Origin of the sequence: Flavobacterium sp. (genome assembly GCF_040402835.1) — a bacterium.
Classification (GTDB): Bacteria; Bacteroidota; Bacteroidia; order Flavobacteriales; family Flavobacteriaceae; genus Flavobacterium.
The window spans coordinates 52,325-75,006 of sequence record NZ_JBBALW010000008.1 but is presented as its reverse complement, the minus strand read 5'-3'; the positions used below and the strand labels follow the sequence as shown (position 1 = coordinate 75,006).

The window sequence follows — 22,682 nt, the reverse complement described above, 5'->3', positions numbered from 1 at the left end:
CAAATTTATTTCAAATGAAAAACAAATTTACACCACTTTTATCGATTGTATTTATTGCTGGAATTATTGGGTTGCTTTACTATTTTATGATGCCGCAATGGGTTTCAAAGGACGAAGGTTCGCTTTCGGAATTTTCGACGCAGCGGGCTTTGGGGAAAGTGAAAATAATTTCGGAAAATCCACATTATATAGGTTCGGAAAATCATAAAATTGTTGGTGATTATTTGGTTCAAGAATTACAAAGTTTGGGTTTGGAAGTTCAAATTCAGGAAGGAACGACGCTTTCTGATTGGGGAAATTTGACGAAATCTAAAAATATTTTAGCGAGAATTAAAGGTTCTAACAGCTCGAAAGTGTTGTTGTTGCTGTCGCATTATGATAGCGCACCTCATTCGTATTCTCACGGAGCGAGTGACGATGCGTCTGGAATTGCGACAATTTTAGAAGGGTTACGTACCTTTTTATACACTAAAACGCCTCATAAAAACGATATTATTATTCTGTTTTCGGATGCCGAAGAATTGGGTTTGAATGGCGCGGCACTTTTTGTAACCAAAAGCAAATGGGCGAAAGAAGTGGGATTGGTTTTGAATTTTGAAGCGCGTGGAAGTGCAGGACCGAGTTATATGTTGATGGAAGTTAATCATGGAAATGCGAGTTTGGTGAAGGAATTTACGGCTGCAAATCCAAGTTTTCCAGTTTCCAATTCGTTGATGTATAGCATTTATAAAATGTTGCCCAACGATACGGATTTGACTGTTTTTAGAGAACAAGCAAACATTCAGGGATTTAATTTTGCGTTCATTGACAATCACTTCAATTACCACACAGCGCAAGATGATATTGACCATTTGAGCCTGAAAACACTGGCGCATCAAGGAACTTATTTGATGCCATTATTGAATTATTTTTCAAATTCAGATTTGAGTTCTCTGCAATCTTCGGAAGATTACGTTTATTTTAATACACCATTTTCATTTGTAAGTTATCCGTTTTCTTGGATTTTTCCAATGTTAATTGTTGCGGTTTTATTCTTTTTATTTTTAGTTTTTATTGGTCTTGGAAAGCGGGTTTTGGTGTTTTCAGAAATTGGAAAAGGGTTTTTGAATCTGTTTGGTTCGTTGCTGGTTTCAGGAATTATGACCTTTTTTGGTTGGAAATTACTTTTGAATATCTACCCACAATACAACGATATTCTTCAAGGATTTACGTATAACGGGCACGATTATATTGGTGCTTTTATATCTTTTAGTTTGGCGATTTGCTTCTTTTTTTACATAAAAGCGGATTCGGAAAACAAAAGCGAAAACTATGCTGTAGCGCCATTATTTATTTGGATTCTTATCAATTTTGCGATTGCTTTTTATTTACCTGGAGCAGGATTTTTTGTGATTCCATTGTTTTTTAGTTTATTGATGTTGGCTTATTTTGTTATCACACAAAAATCAAATCGCACGCTGAATTTAATTTTGAGTATTCCATCGCTAATCATTTTTGTGCCTTTTATAATTATGTTTCCGATTGGTTTGGGATTAAAAATTTTAGCTGGAAGTGCTGTTTTGACGGTTTTAGTTTTTGGACTGTTATTGCCAATATTTGGTGCATTTCCTAAAAAGGGAGTTTGGGCATTTGTACTGTTTTTAATTTCGATTGGGTTTTTTGCGAAAGCACATTTCAATTCCAATTATGCGAAAGGAACGGCAAAACCAAACAGCTTACTTTATATTTATAATGCGGATTCGGACCAAGCTTTTTGGGTAACGTATGACTTGAATTTAGACGAATGGACAAAAACGTATTTAGGCGATAATCCAAAAAACGCACGAATTTTAAACGACAATCCTTTGTTTAGCAAATATAAATCTGGGTTTACGTTTTCAGCTGAAGCCGTTGTAAAAGAAATTAGCGAACCCACAATTGAATTTTTTCAGGATAGTATTGGCGGTTCACAGCGGTATATTAAAATGAGGATTTCTCCGAATAGAAATGTAAATCGCTATGATATTTTTGCCAATCAAAAAATGATTTTCTTTAATTTGAAAGCAAATGGAGCAACTGCTTTGGGGCAAAAATGGAGTTTGTATTTGCGAAAAGGAAAGCGATTAATTAGTTATTATGTTGTTGATAATGATCCGTTGGAATTGCAGTTTTCTATTCCCGTGAATACTACTTTTGATATGGATTTGATGGAAAGTTCTTTTGATTTATTGACAAATCCAAAATTCAGAATTGCCAAAAGATTGCCTTGGATGATGCAGATGCCGTTTGTATTGAATGATGCGGTTGTGATTCAAAAGAAGATTGTTCCTTCGATTGTTATTCCTAAAACTAAGAATTATAGATTAAATAGTTTCATTACAAAAGATAGTTTGACGGTTGAAATTGATACATTAAAAACGAAATAAAGTATTTGTTGGCGAATTCAAGAGGTATTGCAAAATTAAACACAAACACAGATTTCACAGATTTTCACAGATTAAATGGGTGTATTATGAATAGATTTTAAAGTAAATTATTTATCCGTAAAATAAAAACTTAGATATTATGTTTTAGCGAACTTTGAATCGGAAAACAGGTCATCACAATTTGTGACGACATAACCCTTGAAAAAGACCATAAATTGCTCTTCCTTTTCTTTAAGGTCACAATTTGTGACCTTAAAGAAAAAAGAAATAAATAAATAACGAATCCATCCAAAAAGAACGAAAACAAATTGGTTACAAAAAATGATAATGACAAAAATTAGCATTCTTGGTTGTGGATGGTTGGGATTTCCATTGGCGAAAGCCTTATTAGAAAACGGATTTTCTGTTAATGGTTCGACGACTTCTACGGAAAAGATTTCAACGCTGAAAAATGCTGGAATATCCACTTTTTTAATTGAAATAGGGGAAGTTGCTATTAATGGAAATGTATCCGAATTTTTGGAAGAAAGTCAGGTATTAATTATAGATATTCCACCAAAATTAAGAAGAACTGCAAATGAAAATTTTGTTGCAAAAATTAAAAATTTAATCCTTTTTATTGAAAAATCAGGAATTAAAAAAGTGGTTTTTGTGAGTTCTACTTCGGTTTATTCTGATGATAATAAATTGGTTACAGAAGATACAATTGCAAATCCTGATACCGAAAGCGGCAAACAATTAGTAGCCTGCGAGCAGCTTTTACAAAACAATTCTCATTTTGAAACTACGGTTTTGCGATTTGGAGGATTAATTGGCGATGACCGAAATCCAATTCGTTTTTTGGCGGGTAGAACTAACATTGAAAATCCAAATGCACCGATAAATTTGATTCATCAAGAAGATTGCATCGGGATAATTCTGAAAATTATTGAATCCAATTGTTGGGGCGAAACCTTCAATGCTGTTGCCTCTTTTCATCCGAGTCGGGAGGCTTATTATACTCAAAAAGCTAAAGAATATAACTTGGAACTTCCTATCTTTGCGGCTTCAAAACCTTCAATTGGGAAAACAATTTTATCCGATAAATTGGAAAAAGTTTTGAATTACCAATTCATTAAAGACACTTTGTAAAATTGATACAAAAAATTAAAAGCGAAATTCAATCTAAAATAAGTTCCGTTGGATTGCCAATTTTGGCACTTTGTTGGGTGAGTTTCTTTTGGGGAACAACTTGGATTGCTTCTAAAGAAGGCGTGAAATATATGCCCGCTTTGCAACTTGCAGCAATTCGTCAATTTCTCGGTGCAACTTTATATCTTTCTTATTTTCTTTTCAAAAAAACAACCTGGCCAAAAGGAAAACAATGGAAAACAATTTTTATTTTGAGTATTTTGAATTTTGTTTTAAGTAACGGTTTGAGTACTTGGGGCGTTAAATATATCAGTAGTGGATTGGGTGCAATTATTGGCGCTTTGGTTCCACTTTGGGTTGTAATTATCAGTCTTTTTAGAGGTGAAAAATTATTAAAATTAGCCATTGTGGGTTTGATTGTGGGATTTGGTGGTGTTTGTGTAATTTTTTACGAACATTTAAGTGATTTCTTGATTTTTGATTTCCGATTTGGCATCATAATTTCGATAATATCTACTTTAACTTGGGCTTTTGCGACTTTATACACCAAGAAAAAAGCGGCAAGTTTTAATCCTTATTTTAGTTTAGGAATTCAGATGTTTATTTCTAGTATTTTACTTTTTGCCTACTTGGGCGCAACTGGTTCTGCGGTTAGTTTGAGTTCAATTCCGATGATTTCTTGGATTTCAATTGGCTATTTAGTCCTTTTTGGTTCGGTGCTAACGTTCATTGCATTTATCTATGCTTTGCAACATTTGCCGGCAGAAATTAATAGTATTTATGCCTATATCAATCCGATTATTGCGGTGCTTTTAGGGGCTTATGTTTTTGGCGAACCGCTTACTTTTTCAATTGCCATAGGCGGAATAATAACACTTTTCGGATTGTACTTGGTGAATCAATCCATTCGGAATTCTAAAAAATAGCTATAAAAAAATCCCATTTTGCTTTGAAACAAAATGGGATTTTATAGTTAATAAAAATAGGTTTTACCAAATTTTCACACGCTTTTCAGGAGTTACATACATTCCGTCGCCCACTTTAATATCAAAGGCAGAATAGAACGCATCTACATTTTGAATTGGCACATACGCACGGTACATTCCTGGAGAATGTGGGTCTGTTTTTACTTGATTTTTCAAAGCTTCATCTCTCATTTTTGAACGCCAAATTGTTGACCAAGAAATAAAGAATCGTTGTTCAGGAGTATAACCATCAATTAAACCTGGATTTCCATTTTCTTTTAAATCCAATAATAACCCATCGTAAGCAGCATTTACTCCGCCTAAATCCCCAATGTTTTCCCCCAATGTAAATTTACCATCAACGTGAGTTCCTGGCAATGGTTCCAATGCAGAATATTGATCTGCAAGTGATCCTCCAAGTGCCGTAAATTTAGTTAAATCTTCTGCTGTCCACCAATCAATTAGGTTTCCATCGGCGTTATAAGTCGCCCCTTGGTCATCAAATCCATGAGAAATTTCATGTCCAATAACAGCGCCAATTCCACCATAATTAACCGCTTCATCTGCTTGGTAATTATAAAAAGGTGGTTGTAAAATGGCTGCTGGGAATACAATTTCGTTATACGAAGGATTGTAATAGGCATTTACAGTTTGAGGCGACATTCCCCATTCTGTTTTGTCAACAGGCTTGCCCATTTTGTCTAAATCTTTTTTCCAACCCCATTTTGAGACATTTCTCAAATTTTCAAAATAGCTTCCACCTTCTTCTGGACTATTTACAATTAAAGCAGAATAATCTTCCCATTTGTCTGGGTAACCAATTTTAATTGTCAATTTATTTAACTTCTCAATAGCTTTCAATTTTGTTTCTGCCGACATCCAAGTCAAATTATTAATTCTGATTTCATACGCTTTCATAACGTTTTTAATCATTTTTGAGGCTTTGATTTTTGCTTCTGCAGGGAACATTTTTTCTACATATAATTTTCCTAAAGCTTCACCAACGGTTCCGTTTACGACTTGAAGTGCTTTTTCATGGCGAGGTCTTTGTTTTAAAGCACCCGTTAAAGTTTTTCCGTAAAAATCCCAATTGGCAGTTTCAATAGCAGTTGATAATTGACCCGAAGCCCCTCTCAATAACATCCAACGCATGTAAGCTTTCCAATCTTCTACTTTATTTTCGGTAAAAATAGTTTGCAACGCATTCATATATCTCGGTTGTGAAACGATAATTGTATCGACTTTAGCTAAGCCAATTCCTTTAATATAAGTATTCCAATCTACTGCTGGCAGCATTTTTTGCAAATCTGCAATTGCAGTTGGGTTGTATTGTTTTTTGCTGTCACGACGTTCCACTCTGTCTAATCTTGGTTTTGACATTTGGATTTCTAATGCAAGAATTTTATCCGCGTCGCTTTTTGCTTGTTCTGGTTTTTCACCTAAAAACAATAACATTTTTGCAACATGAAGTGCATATTTTTCTCTTTTTTCTTTTGAATCTTTTTCGTCAGAAACATAATAATCACGATCTGGCAAACCTAATCCTCCAGGACCGACGCTTACTACATTTCTAGTACTATTTTTTTCGTCGGCACCAACACCAACACCAAAAAATCCAACTCCACCGCCTTGTGCTTCGGTTTCCATCATTAATTTTTGCAAATCCTTAATGTTTTTCACTGCATTAATTTTAGCCAAATAAGGAGCTAATGGAGCAATTCCTTGTTTGTTTCTTGCCACAGTATCCATTGCGGCTTTGTACATGTTGATGGCTTTTCCTTGATCCGTGTTGGATTTGTATTTAGGATTTGTTGCTGCTTCTTTCAAAATCGCCAAGGCATCTTTATCGGTGTTTTGACGCAATTCATCAAAACTTCCCCATCGCGTTTTATCGGCAGGGATTTCAGTGTTTTTAAGCCACGTTCCATTTACAAATTTAAAGAAATCCTGGTTTGGCTTAACCGATTTATCCATAAAAGAAACATTTATTCCTGGCTCTTTTTGGGTAACCGCTTTTTGAGCATTACTATTTGCAAATCCAATTAAAGCTGGAATTACGAACATCATTTTTTTGTACAATTGTATTTTCATGTTTTAAATTATTTAGATATCAAAAATATTAATTTTATTTTTAATTTATGTTAAATTGATAAAATTTAAATTTACACCTCATTTAAAATGATTAATTTAAAATAATGGGGGAAAAAATTATTTTCGGCTATTTTACTTTCGTAAATTTGTGAAAAATTAAAAATGCTTTCTATTCTAAGAAAATACAAATTGTTTCTAAGTGTTGTGATTGTGCTTTCGGCTATTATATTAGCCCTTTTTTATTCGGCTTTAAAGCCAAAAAAGATGCTTCCAATTTATAATCCTTCAATGGTAAACCCTGAATTGGTAGATTCTACGGTTCAATATATTAGTAAATACCACGCGATTGCTGATTTCTCATTTACAAATCAAAACGGTAAAATAATTACTCAAAAGGACTATGAAGGCAAGATTTATGTTGCTGATTTTTTCTTTACAACCTGTGGTTCTATTTGCCCAAAAATGACTACTAATTTAGTTGAAATTCAAAAAGCATTTATCAATAATCCAAAAGTAATGTTGCTTTCTCACACGGTTTTCCCTGAAACAGATAGCGTTTCTGTTCTGAAAAAGTACGCTATAAAAAACGGAGTTATTGATAGTAAATGGAACTTGGTTACGGGTGATAAAAAACAAATATATACCATGGCAAGAAAGTCCTATTTAGCAGTAAAATTAGGCAAGCCAAATGAATTATACGATATGGTTCATACTGAAAATTTTGTTTTAGTTGATTCAAAAAGACGTGTGCGTGGATTTTACGATGGTACCAAAAAAGAAGATATTCAGCGCTTAATTGAAGATATTAATTTTTTGTGTTCCGAGTAATCTAGTCAATAGATAGATTTCCTTTCTAATAAATTCAAAACAACATTTGCTTAAAAATGTCATAAAACTGATAATTATCATTCGATTGAATATTATTATATTTACTTTTGTAATCTAAATTCAATCTAAATAAGGTTTGCGAACTACGATAAATTCTCTTAAAAAAGGTGAAAAAGCAATCATCAAAGATTTCGACATCGATACTATTCCATTAAAATTATTGGAAATGGGTTGTTTGCCAGGAAATGTGGTTGAATTACTTCAAATTGCCCCTTTTGGAGATCCTTTATATTTAAATATTAATGGCTCGCATCTTGCCATTCGGATTGAAACTGCTAAAGAAATTGAAGTTGAAATTTTAAAATCCAACTCAAAATGAGTAGCAAAAACATAAATGTTGCCTTAATTGGAAATCCAAATACGGGGAAAACCTCGGTTTTCAATCAATTGACTGGTTTGAACCAACAAGTTGGAAATTACCCAGGAATTACGGTCGAAAAAAAGATTGGTTTTTGCAAATTGACGTCAAAAATAAAAGCAAATATTCTAGATTTGCCAGGAACCTATAGCTTAAATGCGAGTTCTATTGATGAGAATGTTGTCATTGAATTGTTGTTAAATAAAAACGATAAATTATATCCTGATGTTGCTCTTGTTATTACCGATGTAGAAAATTTGAAACGGAACTTATTGCTTTTCACGCAAATAAAAGACCTTGAAATTCCAACTATTTTAGTCATAAATATGGCGGATAGGATGAAATTTAAAGGCATTTCTCTTGATATTCCCTACTTAGAATCACAATTAAAAACCAGGATTGTATTAATTAGTTCAAGAAAAGGGTATGGAATTGAGGAATTAAAAAATTTAATAATAAATTATAATTTCCTTTCAAGCGAACCTTGTTTGAACGCGTCAAGCATTGACACGGAATACTTTGAAATGCTACGAAAAACATTCCCAAATCAACTACTTTATAAATTGTGGTTGGTCATTACGCAAGACGTGAATTTTATGAATTTGGAACGTAATGAAATCCGAAATTCCTATACCAAATCACATTCTGATTTGAAGCGTTTGCAACAAAAAGAAACTATTAAAAGGTACCAATTTATAAATGATGTCCTGAAAGTTGGACATAAAATTGATACTTCAATTGCTAAAGATTTCCGAAGCAAATTAGATCGTGTTTTAACTCATAAATTTTGGGGCTATTTTATCTTTTTCATCATCTTATTTGTTATTTTTCAATCTATTTTTGAATGGTCAAAAGTGCCAATGGAATTTATAGATACTACTTTCGCAACATTAAGTACCTTTGCAAATGAATCCATGCCTGAGGGAGTTTTAACAAATTTAATCTCTCAAGGAATAATACCGGGAATTGGCGGAATTTTAATTTTTATTCCACAAATAGCCTTTTTGTTTCTGTTTATTTCTATTCTCGAAGAAAGCGGTTACATGAGTCGGGTAGTGTTCTTGATGGATAAAATAATGCGAAAATTTGGACTTTCTGGGAAAAGCGTCGTGCCCTTAATTTCAGGAACAGCCTGTGCAATTCCAGCAATAATGGCAACCAGAAATATAGAAAACTGGAAAGAAAGATTGATAACAATTTTGGTTACGCCCTTCACAACATGTTCTGCAAGATTGCCTGTTTATGCCATTATCATTGCGTTGGTAATCCCAGATACTAGAATATTTGGCTTTCTAAATTTGCAAGGATTGACTTTAATGTTGTTGTATCTTATAGGTTTTGGAATGGCTATTTTTTCCGCTTACATTTTAAATAAGATTTTGAAAATTAAAGGCAAAACCTTTTTTGTGGTTGAAATGCCAAACTATAAATTACCAATGTTTAAAAATGTTGCCATTAATGTAGTTGAAAAAACAAGAGCGTTTATTTTTGGAGCCGGAAAAATAATCCTTGCCATTTCAATCGTATTATGGTTTATGGCGTCTTATGGTCCTGGCAAAAAATTCAATAATGCGGAAGTTATTTTAACCGCAAAAAATGAAAATATAGGTCTTTCAAAATTAGAATTTAAGAATAAAGTAGCGGCTTATAAATTAGAAAATTCTTACATCGGAATTATGGGAAAAGCTATTGAACCCGCTATTTCTCCATTGGGTTACGATTGGAAAATAGGAATTGCAATCATCAGTTCATTTGCCGCAAGAGAAGTTTTTGTTGGAACTTTAGCAACCATTTATAGTGTTGGAGGCAATGAAAATGAAGATACTATAAAAAATAAAATGGGGGCTGAAATTAATCCAGAAACAGGCACTAAAATATTCAATTTTGCATCTGGAATTTCCTTGTTATTGTTCTATGCTTTTGCAATGCAGTGCGCAAGTACTTTGGCAATTACCAAGAAAGAAACGAATTCGTGGAAATGGCCTTTGGGACAACTTATTTTCATGAGTGGATTGGCATATATTGTTGCCTTAATTGCTTTTCAAATATTAAAATAGTTACTGATGGCTCAAGAAATAATCGCTTTTATCGCACTGGGAACCGCAATTGCTTTTTTGATTAAAAAATTCTTTTTCAAGAAAAAAAACTCAAAAAACTGCGGTCCTGATGATTGTGGTTGTCATTAGTTTTGAAGTCATTTCCCCTATCTTTTTTTATTAACAATTCTAAAAAATTAACGAGAGTCTAGCGTCCTAATTCTTGCTTATTTATTAGTTTTGTACTATGTATGCTTTAGTTGATTGTAATAATTTTTATGCTTCCTGCGAACGTGTTTTTCAACCGAAACTCAATGGGAAACCAGTCGTCATATTATCCAATAATGACGGTTGTGTAATTTCCAGAAGCAATGAAGCCAAAGCAGTTGGCATTCCGATGGGCATTCCGTTATTCAAAATCAAAGAGCTAATTAAGGAAAAAAATATCTCTGTGTTTTCTTCTAATTATGCTCTTTATGGTGATTTAAGCAATCGCGTAATGTCAATTTTAGGTCAATTTTCACCAAATTTAGAAATTTATAGTATTGATGAAGCGTTCCTAAATTTTGATGGAATGTCAGTTTTAGATTTTGATTCTTATGGAATTCTAATGAAAAACAGGATTCTAAAATGGGTTGGAATCCCAGTTTGTGTTGGTTTTGCACCCACGAAAGCATTGGCAAAAGTGGCCAATAAAATTGCAAAAAAATTTCAAACTAGAACCTCTGGAGTCTATACGATTGATACCGATGAAAAACGTATTAAAGCTTTAAAATGGACTAAAATTGAAGATGTTTGGGGCATTGGAAATAGGACTACCAAGAAAGTAAAACTTCGAAACATTAACACGGCTTTCGATTTTATTCAACCGCAGCATGAAAATTGGATTAAAAAAGAATTGGGTGTTGTAGGACTTCGACTAAAATACGAATTGGAAGGAAAGTCTGTCTTAGATTTGGAACCTATTCCAAATCAGAAAAAAAGTATCGCCACCACAAGAAGTTTTCCGAAACAAATATCTGATTTTGATTTATTAAGGGAACGGGTTGCTACTTTTGCTTCAATTTGCGCAGAAAAATTACGAAAACAAAATTCATGTTGCCATACAATAATAGTAATGTTGGTGATTGATAGACATACCATTAAAACATCTAAATATTATTTTAATATGGCTGTTACGCTACCTTTTGCTACAAATTCTACGATAACTATTTCCAATACCGCCATTGCAATATTGAAAAAATTATATGTTGGAAATGAAAATATAAAGTTTAAAAAAGCGGGTGTAATTGTCACTGAATTTATACCAGAAGACCAAAAACAATTTCAATTATTTGAAGAGGAAAATCCAAAACATTTGGCATTAATGAAATCGATTGATTTTTTAAATAAAAAGTTAGGGGACAAAAAAGTGAAGTTGGCTTCGCAAAATTTAAACCTTACTTGGAACATGAACCAAAACCATTTGTCACCAAAATTTACTACTAATTTTAAAGATATTCTTGAGATAAAATGTCAATAAACAAAAACATAAAACTTACTTTTTTATTGCCTGATTTTGATAGTGAACTAATAATTCCTTTCATTAAAGAGGGCGTTTCGGCAGGATTTCCATCTCCAGCAGCCGATTTTATGGAAACAAACATTGACTTAAATAAAGAATTAAGCGAAAATCAATTGGCTACTTTTTATATAAAGGTTAAAGGTAATTCTATGATTGATGCGGGCATAAACGACAAAGATGTTTTGGTTGTTGACAGAAGTTTAGAACCTCAAAACAATAAAATTGCAATTTGTTTTATTGATGGGGAATTTACAGTAAAACGTATTCTCGTAGAAAAAGAATGTCTGTATCTCATGCCCGAAAACCCCAATTATTCTCCTATAAAAATTACAGAAGAAAATGAATTGATTATATGGGGAATAGTGACTTACGTGATAAAAAAAGTTTAAATTATCGCTTCATACTAAAATGAGACCTGAATTCTTGACTAGTTCCATTTAGTTTATAAAAAATCTGAAACCAATAATCGGTTGACGGAAGTGGGTTCCCGTTATAATTTCCGTCCCATCCTGGACCGTTTGTTTTGAGTTCTTTTATGAATTTTCCATAGCGATCAAAGATATAAAGTACAGCATCAGGTTGAAAAGCCAAATCAACAATATTCCATGTGTCATGATAACTGTCGCCGTTGGGTGTGAAGTAATTAGGGTATTTTATTACATGAGCAAGTAAAGAAATGGCACCACAATTTCCTTTCGTATCTTTGATATTTATTGTGTGTGTTCCAGAAGCAACATCATGGAAAACAGTATCCGTTTGAAATGAACCGCCATCAATTTGGAATTCATATGTTCCAATGCCTCCTGTGACAGTTACAATTACATCAATACTATCTTCAAAAGCTCCAGAAACGGCAACTGTTGCAATTGGAGCACTTGATTTATCTACAACGACCGTAGTTGGATTATAACCACAATCATTTCCGATATTTGGTGTATTTTTCACAATAACCACATCGTAAGTTCCTTCTTGTAACGCATTATAATTTGCCCCAGTTCCCATTAATACGCCATTTAAATACCATTTAACAGTGTAAATACTTGGGTTTAAACCCGAAATTAATAAATACGGCCGAACTAATAACCCGGTTACATTATCTACACAAATTGTTCCGCCCCTAATAACTAAGTTTTTAAAAGGATACACAGCAATTGCAAAAGTTTTTTGATTGAAACAAGTGGCATTTGTAACAGCTGTTTCATAAACGTAAATTTGTTGAGAAGCAGTAATGCTTTGCCCTGCTATATAAGGAGTTCCGGTGCCATTAATTCCAGAAAAATAATTTGCACCTGATGGCAAAGCCCCCAAAATGTAGTTTCCGCAACCATCAACATTTGGATAATTTGGCAAAACAGGTGTCCTAGTGATGGTTACTAAAAAATCATCCTGATCTGAGCAAGTCAAACGAGTTCCAACACTTTTGTATACATAAATTCTTTGAGAAGTGGTTAAAACAGTTCCTGGCAGAATTGGATTTACCCCGTCAGGCTGAGAATAGTAGTCACCAATGGTAAGGGCTGGTAATGTATAACTATCACAAACATTTACATCTGCAAAAGTGCCCACATCAATCCCGCTGTAATCTACATTAAAAAAACTTTCATTACTACAACTTAAAAAATCCGGCCAAGAATTATAAATAAAAATTCTTTGACTTGAGTTGATGACCGTTCCAACTGGAATTATGGTTCCTGCACCGTTTGGACCATTTGTTGCGGTATAATAAGTTCCATTTGTTAAAGCAGGAAGTACAAAGGAGGTACAAGAAAATACATCAGTGAGTAAATCTATTGATGGTTTTTGTCTAATAGTTATTGTAAACGACTTTTCATTAGTACATCCAAGCGATGAAACGGCATAAACATAAAGTGTTTGTGTTGTTGGAATAACATTGCCTGCATTCAAAGGACCAATTCCGCCAGTTGTAGTAAAATAATTACCATTAATTAAAGCGGGCAACGTATAATTTGTACATTCTAAACGGTTTACCGGAGAATCCACAGGCGGTAAAGAGATAATTGTTATTGCATAATTTAAGAAATCGGTACAATTTGGAAATGAAGTTGTGGCCACATAATAATATACCGTTTGCGAAGTAGTGATTAGTGTTCCAGCAGGAATAATTGTGCCTGCTCCCAAAGGGCTATCATAATAATTTCCAATTGAAATTGCAGGAAGTATAAATCCACCACAACGAGTTATTGGGGTATATATCGAGGTGTTTACAATAGTAACTGTAAATGTTTTTTCATTTGAGCATTGACCATTAAAAGCATAAACATATAATGTTTGACTGTAACCAATAGCATTTCCCGCAAATAAAGGAGTTCCGAGACCGCCCGGAGCTGTAAAATAATTTCCATTTAGAAGTATGGGCAAAATATATGAGGTACAAGTTGTTACATCTTGAACAGTATCAACAAGAGGCAAGGGGAAAACAGAAATATTTAACGTATCGTCTCTACATACTATCCCATTGATAACAGCATAATAATAAATAGTTTGGCTACTCGTTAATGCTGCGCCTGCCACTAATTGTGTTCCAGTTCCACTAATTCCTGTATAAAAGTTTCCAACAGGTGGTCCAGGAACAAAATAACTTCCACATGCGGTTAATGGGAAAACGAGCTGGTCTATCAAAGTAATTGTGAAGGAACTTTCATTTGAACATCCATTTACATCGGGACCATTAAAAATATAATAGGTACCATTGATGAGAATTTCATCGCCTGCGTGAAGCATTGTTCCAGTTCCATTTGCACCAGTATAGTAGTTTCCATTTGTTATAATTGGGAGAAAATAACTGTGACATTCAATTACATTTGGCAGCATATCAACTATGGGCTTAGGATAAACGGTTATTGTAAAACTTGTTACATCAATACAATTTGTATTCAAGACAGAATTCATCCGAACCCAAACGGTTTGTGGCGATTGTGCAAGTGTTGTTAAATAGGAAGTTGGGTTTAAAATTGGATTTGTATTGTTTTGGGCGTCTATTTGTGAGCTAAAAAAGGTAACGGTATAATTTGCAGCAAGTTGCCCGTTCAAAATTAAAGCGGTTTGACTCGTTAAATCAAAGGTATTATTTCCTGATGCATCGGCACACAAAGGCAAATTAATTGGAGTTGCCGCTATAACGGGTGTGTTAACTAACAAATCAAAAGTAAGTATAGTATCACAAATAGAATTTCCATTGGTAAGATGCATAACTTTCACATAAATAGTTTGTCCAGCAGCACTTGAATAGGATGTCAATTGATTTAAGGGAATTTGAGGCGTATTAGCATTTGCATTAGCCAAAGAGTCAAAGTACAAAATAGAATAATCTGTTGGGTTTAAACCTAAAGTTGCTATATTGTTTTGTGTTAAATCGTACTGATAAGTCATTGCTCCGGAATTACAAACGGATAAATTATTTAGGGATTGAATAGAAAGATCTGTAATAATAATTTCATCTGTAATACTGCAACCGGAAGATGGAAGACTTCCAATCACTCCGTAAGTGCCGGGTTGGGTTACCAATAAATTTCCGCTATTTTGACCAGGAATTATGACGCCATTGCGTGTCCAAGAAATGATAAATGGGGGGTTGATTCCACTATTTATAAGCACCCTTTCACCTTGGCAAATTGTTTTATCGGGACCTAAATTCGCAGAGGTTGTAAAACTGCCTCCTTTGATAAAAACTGCAGAATCATAATTACTGTCGTAATAATCTCCAATGGCTAATTTTATGCGATATGTTCTGTTTGGAATAACAGGTGACGACGCTGTTAAGAGGACAGTTTCTCCCCGCATATTTATTGCAGAAGTAGCGGGATTTGCAACGTTGTAACGAGAAAATAAATTGGCATTATTAGACAAGCAGGAGCTGTTAAAGGCGCTATTGCGAATGGTTTTTACAGATATTGGTGTTGTTGTGCTTGGAATTACAGCCAAATTGGTTTGAACATTAGTGGTTAAGTCAGTCAATAAAAAAGCAAAAACATCGCTAAATCCGCATTGATATTGGCCATATTCATTGGAGGCAAATACAAAATCAAAATTAAAGCTACTCGATAGCGGGGTAAAATCAAATTGAATAAATCCTACATCTGTAATTCTGCCAGTTTGCAAACCAGCATTGCTAATTAGCTGTAAATTGGGATCGCTAAAAGTGTTTAATTGGCTACTTAAATTTAATCCTGTATACGTACCTTGGGTATATTTTGCAATTCCATTTCTGATTATTATTCCATTTGTAAATGGGAAAGACGGATTTGTATTGGTGAAATTACCGATTCCTCGATGTGACGAATAAATAAAGTTATTTTCGTTCGAGCACGAGTTTTGCATCAAAACGGTATGAACCAAATTCGGAACACTTAATGCAGTTGTATCAATAACAATTCCTTGTGAAAACACAAACGAGTGAATAATAAAGGACAACAAAAAAAACTTAATTTTCATTGGGGAGTTTCTTTACATAAAAGTACTAAAATTTATTAAATAAAAAGTCAGAAAATTTATTTATATGTGCTTAAAAACGAAAAACCCGATAACTTTCATCATCGGGTTTTCTATTTATTTCAACAAAGTCCTTCCCTTTGGGAAGGATTTAGGATGGGATTAATCATTCAATTTCAAAACCGCCATAAATGCTTCTTGAGGAATTTCTACATTTCCAACCAAACGCATTCGTTTTTTACCTTTTTTCTGTTTTTCCAATAATTTACGTTTACGCGAAATATCACCACCATAACATTTGGCAGTTACATCTTTTCGCAACGCTTTTATCGTCTCACGTGAAATAACTTTTACCCCAATCGCTGCCTGAACAGGAATGTCAAATTGCTGACGTGGAATTAATTCTTTCAGTTTTTCACACATTTTTTTACCAATTGAATAGGCATTATCAACATGCATTAACGAGGACAAAGCATCCACAATGGTGGCATTCAACAAAATATCAACTTTAACCAAATTCGAAGTCCGCAATCCAATTGGGGAATAATCAAACGAGGCATATCCTTTAGAAACGGTTTTCAAACGGTCATAAAAATCGAAAACAATTTCTGCCAATGGCATGTCAAATGTCAATTCAACACGTTCCGTTGTAAGATAGGTTTGGTTCGTAATCAACCCACGTTTTTCAATACACAAACTCATTACATTGCCCACAAAATCCGATTTTGTAATAATGGTCGCTTTAATAAAAGGCTCCTCAACTCTCTCTAAACGAGAAGGTTCCGGCAAGTCGGAAGGGTTATTTACAATAAGTGGCGTTTCTGGATTTTTCTTGGTATAAGCCAAATACGAAACGTTTGGAACCGTTGTAATCACCGTCATATTAAACTCTCTTTCCAAACGTTCTTGGATAATTTCCATGTGCAACATTCCCAAGAATCCGCAACGGAAACCAAATCCTAAAGCTGCCGAACTTTCAGGTAAAAACACTAAAGAAGCATCGTTCAATTGTAATTTTTCCATCGAGTTTCTCAGCTCTTCATAATCTTCGGTGTCCACAGGATAAATTCCAGCAAAAACCATTGGTTTCACATCTTCAAAACCCTTAATGCTATTCGTTGTTGGGTTTTTTGCATCCGTCAACGTATCTCCTACTTTTACTTCTTTTGCTTCTTTAATTCCCGAAATCAAATACCCAACATCACCAGCAGAAATAACCGATTTTGGCACTTGATTTAATTTTAAAGTACCAATTTCGTCCGCAAAATATTCATTTCCAGTAGCCATAAATTTAATTTTCTGACCTTTTTTGATTTGTCCGTTTTTCACACGAAAAATAACCTCAATTCCACGAAACGGATTGTAATGCGAATCAAAAATCAAGGCTTGTAACGGCTCATCAACATTTCCTTTTGGGGGAGGAATTCTCTCGATAATAGCCGCCAAAATATTTTCGACACCCAAACCAGTTTTACCCGAAGCATGAATAATTTCTTCTAATTTGCATCCTAATAAATCCACAATATCATCGCTAACTTCTTCAGGACTTGCACTTGGTAAATCCACTTTGTTCAAAATTGGAATAATTTCCAAGTCATTCTCCAGCGCCAAATACAAATTCGAAATTGTTTGTGCCTGAATACTTTGCGCTGCATCCACAATCAAAAGCGCCCCTTCACAAGCCGCAATCGACCGAGAAACCTCATAAGAAAAATCCACATGTCCCGGAGTATCAATCAAATTCAGGATATATTCCTGCCCTTTATAGGTATATTCCATCTGAATCGCGTGACTCTTAATCGTAATCCCACGTTCGCGTTCCAAGTCCATATTGTCTAGCAATTGTGCCTTTTCTTCCCGAGCTGTAACCGTTTGAGTCGCCCCCAATAATCGATCCGCAAGCGTGCTTTTTCCGTGGTCAATGTGTGCAATAATGCAAAAATTTCTAATATGTTTCATTCTTTGTTGGTATCAATTTTATTTAGGTTAACCCGAATTTGTTTTAGGGCGTGACCCTTAAGATTGCTTAGTCGTTCCTCCTCGCAACTACGGGTCGGGCTATCCGCTTTATCCACGCTAAAAAGCGTGGGATGCCGCTGCTATCCCTCACGCGCAATGTCATTAAGTTAAGAATAAATACCCTATAATTTTGTCATTTCGACAAAGGAGAAATCACATAGCGAGAGCAACTTATGTGATTTCTCCCGTTGGTCGAAATGACAAAAAATCCCTTAACTTAATGACATTGCCCTCACTCGACTAGCTTTTGTTTATAAAGTACCTGACAGCCACTTGCTGTCCTCCTCTTAATCTCAAATCTCACGCGTACGCAATTAATATGCAAAGATAGTTTTTTTGATTTTATTAGATTTGACAACTTTAGGAAAGTTGATAAATATGTAGAAATTAAAATACTTTCAAAGCGTCGCACGCGTCTATAATTCAAAATCATTAAAAATAAATTCGTACTTTTGTTTTTTTTAATAAGTATAAGCATGAACAATTTTCAAAACGTAATCATTAGAAATCCAGAAATAATGGCAGGAAAGCCTATTATTAAAGGGACTCGAATTACCGTTGAAATAATTCTAAAAAAATTGTCCGAAGGTATTTCTACAGAAAGTTTGTTAAAAATATACCCACACTTAACAAATAGTCAAATATTTGCAAGTTTGGAATATGCTTCTAATATTATTGCAAACGAAGACCTTTTAGAAGTTTCCTAATGATTATTGCTGACGAAAACATTCCTGTTCTTATTATTGAGAAGTTGCGATTGGCAAACATTGAAACCTTTTCAGTTTTCGATAACCTTCGAGGTATTTTTGACAAAGAAATAATTGAATTTGCTCAAAATCCACCAAAAATAATTTTAACAGAAGATAAGGATTTTGGAGATTTAGTTTTTGCATATAATCAAAAAAAAGTTTCAGTAATTTTATTGCGGTATCATTATCTAGAACTTGAAAAAATAGAATCAATTCTAATTAATTTTTTACGAAATCACCATGTTGAAGAACATTCTTTTATAGTAATTACCACCAAAAACATTAGAATTAGAAAATTTTAACCTATAATTTCTTTAAACTTTATAAAGAATCTCTTTTGATAAAAATTGGCAACATAATATTACCAGATTTCCCTTTACTTCTCGCACCAATGGAAGATGTGAGCGACCCACCATTTCGCAGATTGTGCAAACAACACGGAGCCGATTTGATGTATTCGGAATTCATATCTTCCGAAGGATTAATTCGCGATGCCATAAAAAGCCGAATGAAACTTGATATTTTCGATTATGAACGCCCCGTTGGAATCCAGATTTTTGGTGGCGATGAAGAAGCTATGGCGATGTCCTCCAAAATTGTAACCACCGTAAATCCAGATATAATTGATATTAATTTTGGTTGTCCCGTTAAGAAAGTCGTTTGCAAAGGCGCTGGTGCCGGAGTTTTAAAAGATGTAGATTTAATGATTCGCTTGACAAAAGCCGTTATAGATAGCACCAATCTTCCTGTAACCGTAAAAACGCGTTTGGGTTGGGATGATACTTCTATTAATATTGATGAGGTTGCCGAACGTTTGCAAGATATTGGTGTTCAAGCTTTATCTATTCATGCTAGAACACGCGCTCAAATGTATAAGGGACAAGCCGATTGGTCGCACATTGCTCGAGTAAAAAACAATCCAAGAATCACCATGCCAATTTTCGGAAACGGTGATGTTGATTCGCCAGAAAAAGCATTAAAATATAAAAACGAATATGGCATCGACGGAATTATGATTGGTCGAGCCGCTATTGGGTATCCTTGGATTTTCAATGAAATAAAACATTACTTCAAAACAGGGGAACATTTAGCAAAACCAACCGTTGTTAATCGGGTAGAAGCAGTGCGTAATCACCTTACATGGGCAATGGAATGGAAAGGCGAGCGATTGGGAATTGTAGAAACGCGTCCTCATTATTCAAATTATTTCAAAGGAATTCAATCCTTTAAAGAACACCGACAAAAGCTGGTTACTCTCAGTACTCCCGAAGAATTATTTGCCACTTTAAATGAAATTGAAGAAGCTTATTCGGATTATCAGTTTGTGTAAAACTATAATTTAAAACATATTTGTCCGATATAAACGATACACAATCAGATAATCTCAACAAGTATAGTCCCTACGGGACATCTTCAAGAATAACAACTATTTTTTTCTACCAATATTTAACTCCTATCGGAGTATATCTCGTAGAGATTATATGTTGGTAAATAAGTAGTTATGAAGTTGAATTTTTGTCCCGTAGGGACTATACATTTTTTAAGCGGACAACAATAAATTTTAAACTTTTTCGCCACGAATTCACGAATTTTAACTTTATAAAATTCGTGAATTCGTGGCGATATTTTATTCCAATAATTTCTTACTCACCCGACTACTCGCAATCAACGAAGCTATAAACCCTAATGAAACAATAGTTGTCAATACAATTAATACATTTTTAAATAGGAACGCCACAGGATAAGCAAGGGAAGGCGTAATCATAATTACTTCAAATTGTTGCTGGATTAAAACAATTATAATCCCTAAAACAAGTCCCAAAACGCCTCCCAAAACACTTAACAAAGTTCCTTGAAGCAAGAATATTTTTCTTAAATCTTTTACTTCTGTTCCCAGATTGTAAAGCGTTTTAAGATTTCCTCGTTTGTCTAAAATCATCATGATAATAGCGCCCGCAAGTGTGAATAATGTCAGAATTATTACGAGTGTAAATAACAAATAAATGGCGGTATTTTCGGTGTTCAACATTTTATACAACGCATCATTTAATTGCGTTCTATTTTTAATGGTAATTTTATGGTTAAATAGTGTTTGTAGTTGTTCCTTGACTCGATTTTCGTCAGCATTGGGGTTCAGTTTTAGTTCTAAAGTAGTAATTTGATTGGGCTGAAAACCGAGTAATTCTCTTGCCACTTCAATATCTGAAAATACATATTTAGAGTCCAATTCTTCGCTAACGGCATAAATACCAACAGGAATTAATCCTATTTTAGTAAAAGCATCTTCTGGATTTTCGATGTTTCCTTTGCCAGGTTTTGGCGCAAATACTTCAAATGCGTTATTGAAATCAAATATCCCTAAAGATAATTTTTGGGAAATGCCATAACCTACTACAACTTGCGATGTTTTTGGACTTAGCCATTGTCCGTTAAAAAGACTTTTCTTGACATTACTGACATTCGTAAAAGAAGCGTCGACGCCTTTCAAATAGGTAAATTGTTCTTTTCCGTCAAACATAAAAAGCACCCGCTCCTCAACTATTTTACTAAAAGAGGCAACGCCATCAATAGTCTTGATTTCTTTTTCTTGTTGCGGGGAAATAGTATAGGATTTACCTAAAGTGCTACTGATTTTTAAGTCGGGGTCAAAGTCGTTGCTAAATGATAAACTAAAATTTACCAAGCCACTAAAAATAGATAAAACCACAAACAAAACCATCGAACTAACAATAATCCCAAGGGAAGCAATGCCATTAATAATGTTAATTGCATTGTTTTTATTGGCACTTTTCAGGTAGCGTTTGGCTATGTAAAAAGGGAAGTTCAAATTATGTTTTTCTTCGTTTTTCTAAAAGTTCCCGATTTTCAATTGGATTTTCTTTTGATGCCAATGCATTGTCAATTTTCTCAATATAATCCAAAGAATCGTCGATAAAGAAAGTCAAATTTGGCACTTTTCGCAATTGAAGTTTTACTCTTTGCGATAAATCGTGTTTGATTAATTTGGTATTGGACCGAATAGCCACCAATGTTTCTGCTGCTTTTTCTTGAGGGAAAATACTTAGATGCACCGTTGCGACGGATAAATCTGTTGTTACAATTACTTTGGAAACGGAAATAATTAAATTAGAAATTCCATTTTTTCGTATTTCACCTTGCAAAATATCTACCAAGTCTTTTTGGATTACACCGCCTATTTTTTTCTGTCTATTTGTTTCCATGCTGCAAAAATACAATTTTTTTGAGTTCCAACGTTTCAAAGTCGCAAAGCGATACAATTTTTTATCTTTGTTTGGCAATAAAAGCACTAATTTTACTATTTATTTTCGATTCATCTAAAATCGATTAAAAATCAACTATAAAATGAGAAAAATAGAACATATAGGAATTGCTGTTAAAAGTCTTGAAGTTTCAAATTTAGTGTTTGAGAAACTTTTTGGCGCTCCAGCGTATAAATCAGAAGTAGTGGCGAGTGAGGGAGTAAATACTTCCTTTTTTATGAATGGACCAAACAAAATCGAGCTTTTAGAAGCGACAAATCCAGAAAGTCCTATTGCGAAATTCATCGAAAAAAAGGGCGAGGGAATTCACCACATTGCCTTTGATGTTGAAGACATCGTTTCGGAAATTGCCCGATTAAAAGCAGAAGGATTCATCGTTTTGAATGAAGTTCCTAAAAAAGGTGCTGACAATAAATTAGTTGCTTTTTTGCATCCTAAAAGTACCAATGGTGTTTTGATAGAATTGTGTCAAGAAATCAAGGATTAATTTTGATAATTGGAAATAAATACAGTAGTTTTGCAGTTCTAAAATTTGAATAGTTGCTTTGTTTAAATTATTAAAGGTCCTATAGCTCATTCGGTTAGAGCAACTGACTCATAATCAGTAGGTGCTTGGTTCGATTCCAAGTGGGACCACAAATTTTTTGGAAAATGAAGGTTGAGCATCTGACTCTCCCGAAAGCTTTCGGGACAGTAGGTGCTTGGTTCGATTCCAAGTGGGACCACAAATTTTTTGGAAAATGAAG

18 protein-coding genes and 1 tRNA gene are annotated in these 22,682 nt (G+C 34.1%); 14 read left to right on the top strand and 5 right to left on the bottom strand.

The features are described 5' to 3' along the window. The first annotated feature begins 14 nt into the window (after positions 1-14). The 3 genes from AC9UEH_RS04380 (at position 15) to AC9UEH_RS04370 (ending at position 4,462) form a co-directional block, all read left to right on the top strand. Positions 15-2,405 (top strand): M28 family peptidase, encoded by a 2,391-nt coding sequence (locus AC9UEH_RS04380; RefSeq protein WP_509528822.1) that lies wholly within the window; start codon positions 15-17, stop codon positions 2,403-2,405. A 327-nt stretch (positions 2,406-2,732) separates the two neighbouring features. After that, positions 2,733-3,536 carry an SDR family oxidoreductase gene (locus AC9UEH_RS04375; RefSeq protein WP_509528820.1) on the top strand — a complete coding sequence of 268 codons (804 nt, stop codon included), beginning with the start codon at positions 2,733-2,735 and terminating at the stop codon, positions 3,534-3,536. A gap of 2 nt (positions 3,537-3,538) precedes the next feature. Then, a complete protein-coding gene (locus tag AC9UEH_RS04370; RefSeq protein WP_509528818.1) occupies positions 3,539-4,462 on the top strand; it encodes a DMT family transporter in 924 nt (307 codons plus the stop codon). A gap of 63 nt (positions 4,463-4,525) precedes the next feature. Here the strand turns inward: AC9UEH_RS04370 and AC9UEH_RS04365 are convergent, their stop codons facing one another. Beyond that, entirely contained in the window at positions 4,526-6,592 is a 2,067-nt protein-coding gene (locus AC9UEH_RS04365) for a M13 family metallopeptidase (protein WP_509528816.1), read from the bottom strand. A 162-nt stretch (positions 6,593-6,754) separates the two neighbouring features. On the opposite strand from AC9UEH_RS04365, the gene AC9UEH_RS04360 reads away from it, so the two are divergent. The 6 genes from AC9UEH_RS04360 (at position 6,755) to AC9UEH_RS04335 (ending at position 11,827) form a co-directional block, all read left to right on the top strand. Continuing rightward, on the top strand, positions 6,755-7,420 hold the full coding sequence (locus AC9UEH_RS04360; protein ID WP_509528814.1) for an SCO family protein: 666 nt from the start codon (positions 6,755-6,757) through the stop codon (positions 7,418-7,420). Between the two features lie 136 nt (positions 7,421-7,556). Then, complete coding sequence (locus AC9UEH_RS04355) at positions 7,557-7,799, top strand: FeoA family protein (RefSeq protein WP_509528812.1); 243 nt, start codon at positions 7,557-7,559, stop codon at positions 7,797-7,799. Beyond that, positions 7,796-9,895: a ferrous iron transport protein B gene (gene feoB / locus AC9UEH_RS04350; RefSeq protein ID WP_509528810.1), complete on the top strand. Its 2,100-nt coding sequence runs from the start codon at positions 7,796-7,798 to the stop codon at positions 9,893-9,895. Before AC9UEH_RS04355 ends, feoB begins: the two co-directional genes overlap by 4 nt. 6 nt (positions 9,896-9,901) lie before the next feature. Continuing rightward, positions 9,902-10,024, top strand: a complete 123-nt coding sequence (locus AC9UEH_RS04345) for a FeoB-associated Cys-rich membrane protein (RefSeq protein WP_509528808.1) — start codon at positions 9,902-9,904, stop codon at positions 10,022-10,024. Between the two features lie 97 nt (positions 10,025-10,121). Further along, complete coding sequence (locus AC9UEH_RS04340) at positions 10,122-11,396, top strand: Y-family DNA polymerase (RefSeq protein ID WP_509528805.1); 1,275 nt, start codon at positions 10,122-10,124, stop codon at positions 11,394-11,396. Next, positions 11,387-11,827 carry a LexA family protein gene (locus tag AC9UEH_RS04335; RefSeq protein ID WP_509528803.1) on the top strand — a complete coding sequence of 147 codons (441 nt, stop codon included), beginning with the start codon at positions 11,387-11,389 and terminating at the stop codon, positions 11,825-11,827. Before AC9UEH_RS04340 ends, AC9UEH_RS04335 begins: the two co-directional genes overlap by 10 nt. A gap of 1 nt (position 11,828) precedes the next feature. On the opposite strand, the gene AC9UEH_RS04330 is transcribed toward AC9UEH_RS04335, so the two are convergent. Further along, positions 11,829-15,890: a T9SS type B sorting domain-containing protein gene (locus AC9UEH_RS04330; protein ID WP_509528800.1), complete on the bottom strand. Its 4,062-nt coding sequence runs from the start codon at positions 15,888-15,890 to the stop codon at positions 11,829-11,831. 159 nt (positions 15,891-16,049) lie between these two features. Beyond that, positions 16,050-17,846: a translation elongation factor 4 gene (lepA, locus tag AC9UEH_RS04325; protein ID WP_509528798.1), complete on the bottom strand. Its 1,797-nt coding sequence runs from the start codon at positions 17,844-17,846 to the stop codon at positions 16,050-16,052. 536 nt (positions 17,847-18,382) lie between these two features. Between lepA and AC9UEH_RS04320 the strand changes: the two genes are divergently transcribed. Genes AC9UEH_RS04320 through dusB form a run of 3 tightly spaced genes read left to right on the top strand, consistent with a single transcriptional unit; the run spans position 18,383 to position 19,985 of the window. Beyond that, a complete protein-coding gene (locus AC9UEH_RS04320; protein ID WP_509528795.1) occupies positions 18,383-18,613 on the top strand; it encodes a DUF433 domain-containing protein in 231 nt (76 codons plus the stop codon). Then, positions 18,613-18,957, top strand: coding sequence for a DUF5615 family PIN-like protein (locus tag AC9UEH_RS04315; RefSeq protein ID WP_509528793.1), 345 nt, complete (start codon positions 18,613-18,615; stop codon positions 18,955-18,957). Before AC9UEH_RS04320 ends, AC9UEH_RS04315 begins: the two co-directional genes overlap by 1 nt. A gap of 35 nt (positions 18,958-18,992) precedes the next feature. Beyond that, a complete protein-coding gene (dusB, locus tag AC9UEH_RS04310; protein ID WP_509528790.1) occupies positions 18,993-19,985 on the top strand; it encodes a tRNA dihydrouridine synthase DusB in 993 nt (330 codons plus the stop codon). A 297-nt stretch (positions 19,986-20,282) separates the two neighbouring features. Here dusB and AC9UEH_RS04305 read toward each other — a convergent pair whose 3' ends face one another. Both AC9UEH_RS04305 and rbfA read right to left on the bottom strand, forming a co-directional pair. Further along, a complete protein-coding gene (locus AC9UEH_RS04305) occupies positions 20,283-21,482 on the bottom strand; it encodes an ABC transporter permease (protein WP_509528788.1) in 1,200 nt (399 codons plus the stop codon). Between the two features lies 1 nt (position 21,483). Further along, on the bottom strand, positions 21,484-21,876 hold the full coding sequence (rbfA, locus tag AC9UEH_RS04300) for a 30S ribosome-binding factor RbfA (protein WP_509528786.1): 393 nt from the start codon (positions 21,874-21,876) through the stop codon (positions 21,484-21,486). A 142-nt stretch (positions 21,877-22,018) separates the two neighbouring features. Between rbfA and mce the strand changes: the two genes are divergently transcribed. Together mce and AC9UEH_RS04290 are read left to right on the top strand one after the other, a co-directional pair. Next, a complete protein-coding gene (gene mce, locus AC9UEH_RS04295) occupies positions 22,019-22,423 on the top strand; it encodes a methylmalonyl-CoA epimerase (RefSeq protein ID WP_509528784.1) in 405 nt (134 codons plus the stop codon). 75 nt (positions 22,424-22,498) lie between these two features. Next, a tRNA-Ile gene (locus AC9UEH_RS04290) sits at positions 22,499-22,572 on the top strand. The last annotated feature ends 110 nt before the right edge of the window (positions 22,573-22,682 follow it).

Bases quoted from the DNA above. Each gene is read 5' to 3' on its own strand.
- rbfA (WP_509528786.1), bottom strand. From the start codon at position 21,876: ATGGAAACAAATAGACAGAAAAAAATAGGCGGTGTAATCCAAAAAGAC.
- AC9UEH_RS04345 (WP_509528808.1), top strand. From the start codon at position 9,902: ATGGCTCAAGAAATAATCGCTTTTATCGCACTGGGAACCGCAATTGCT.
- lepA (WP_509528798.1), bottom strand. From the start codon at position 17,846: ATGAAACATATTAGAAATTTTTGCATTATTGCACACATTGACCACGGA.
- AC9UEH_RS04330 (WP_509528800.1), bottom strand. From the start codon at position 15,890: ATGAAAATTAAGTTTTTTTTGTTGTCCTTTATTATTCACTCGTTTGTG.
- AC9UEH_RS04365 (WP_509528816.1), bottom strand. From the start codon at position 6,592: ATGAAAATACAATTGTACAAAAAAATGATGTTCGTAATTCCAGCTTTA.
- AC9UEH_RS04320 (WP_509528795.1), top strand. From the start codon at position 18,383: ATGAACAATTTTCAAAACGTAATCATTAGAAATCCAGAAATAATGGCA.
- AC9UEH_RS04315 (WP_509528793.1), top strand. From the start codon at position 18,613: ATGATTATTGCTGACGAAAACATTCCTGTTCTTATTATTGAGAAGTTG.
- feoB (WP_509528810.1), top strand. From the start codon at position 7,796: ATGAGTAGCAAAAACATAAATGTTGCCTTAATTGGAAATCCAAATACG.
- AC9UEH_RS04360 (WP_509528814.1), top strand. From the start codon at position 6,755: ATGCTTTCTATTCTAAGAAAATACAAATTGTTTCTAAGTGTTGTGATT.
- AC9UEH_RS04375 (WP_509528820.1), top strand. From the start codon at position 2,733: ATGACAAAAATTAGCATTCTTGGTTGTGGATGGTTGGGATTTCCATTG.
- mce (WP_509528784.1), top strand. From the start codon at position 22,019: ATGAGAAAAATAGAACATATAGGAATTGCTGTTAAAAGTCTTGAAGTT.
- AC9UEH_RS04340 (WP_509528805.1), top strand. From the start codon at position 10,122: ATGTATGCTTTAGTTGATTGTAATAATTTTTATGCTTCCTGCGAACGT.
- AC9UEH_RS04335 (WP_509528803.1), top strand. From the start codon at position 11,387: ATGTCAATAAACAAAAACATAAAACTTACTTTTTTATTGCCTGATTTT.
- AC9UEH_RS04380 (WP_509528822.1), top strand. From the start codon at position 15: ATGAAAAACAAATTTACACCACTTTTATCGATTGTATTTATTGCTGGA.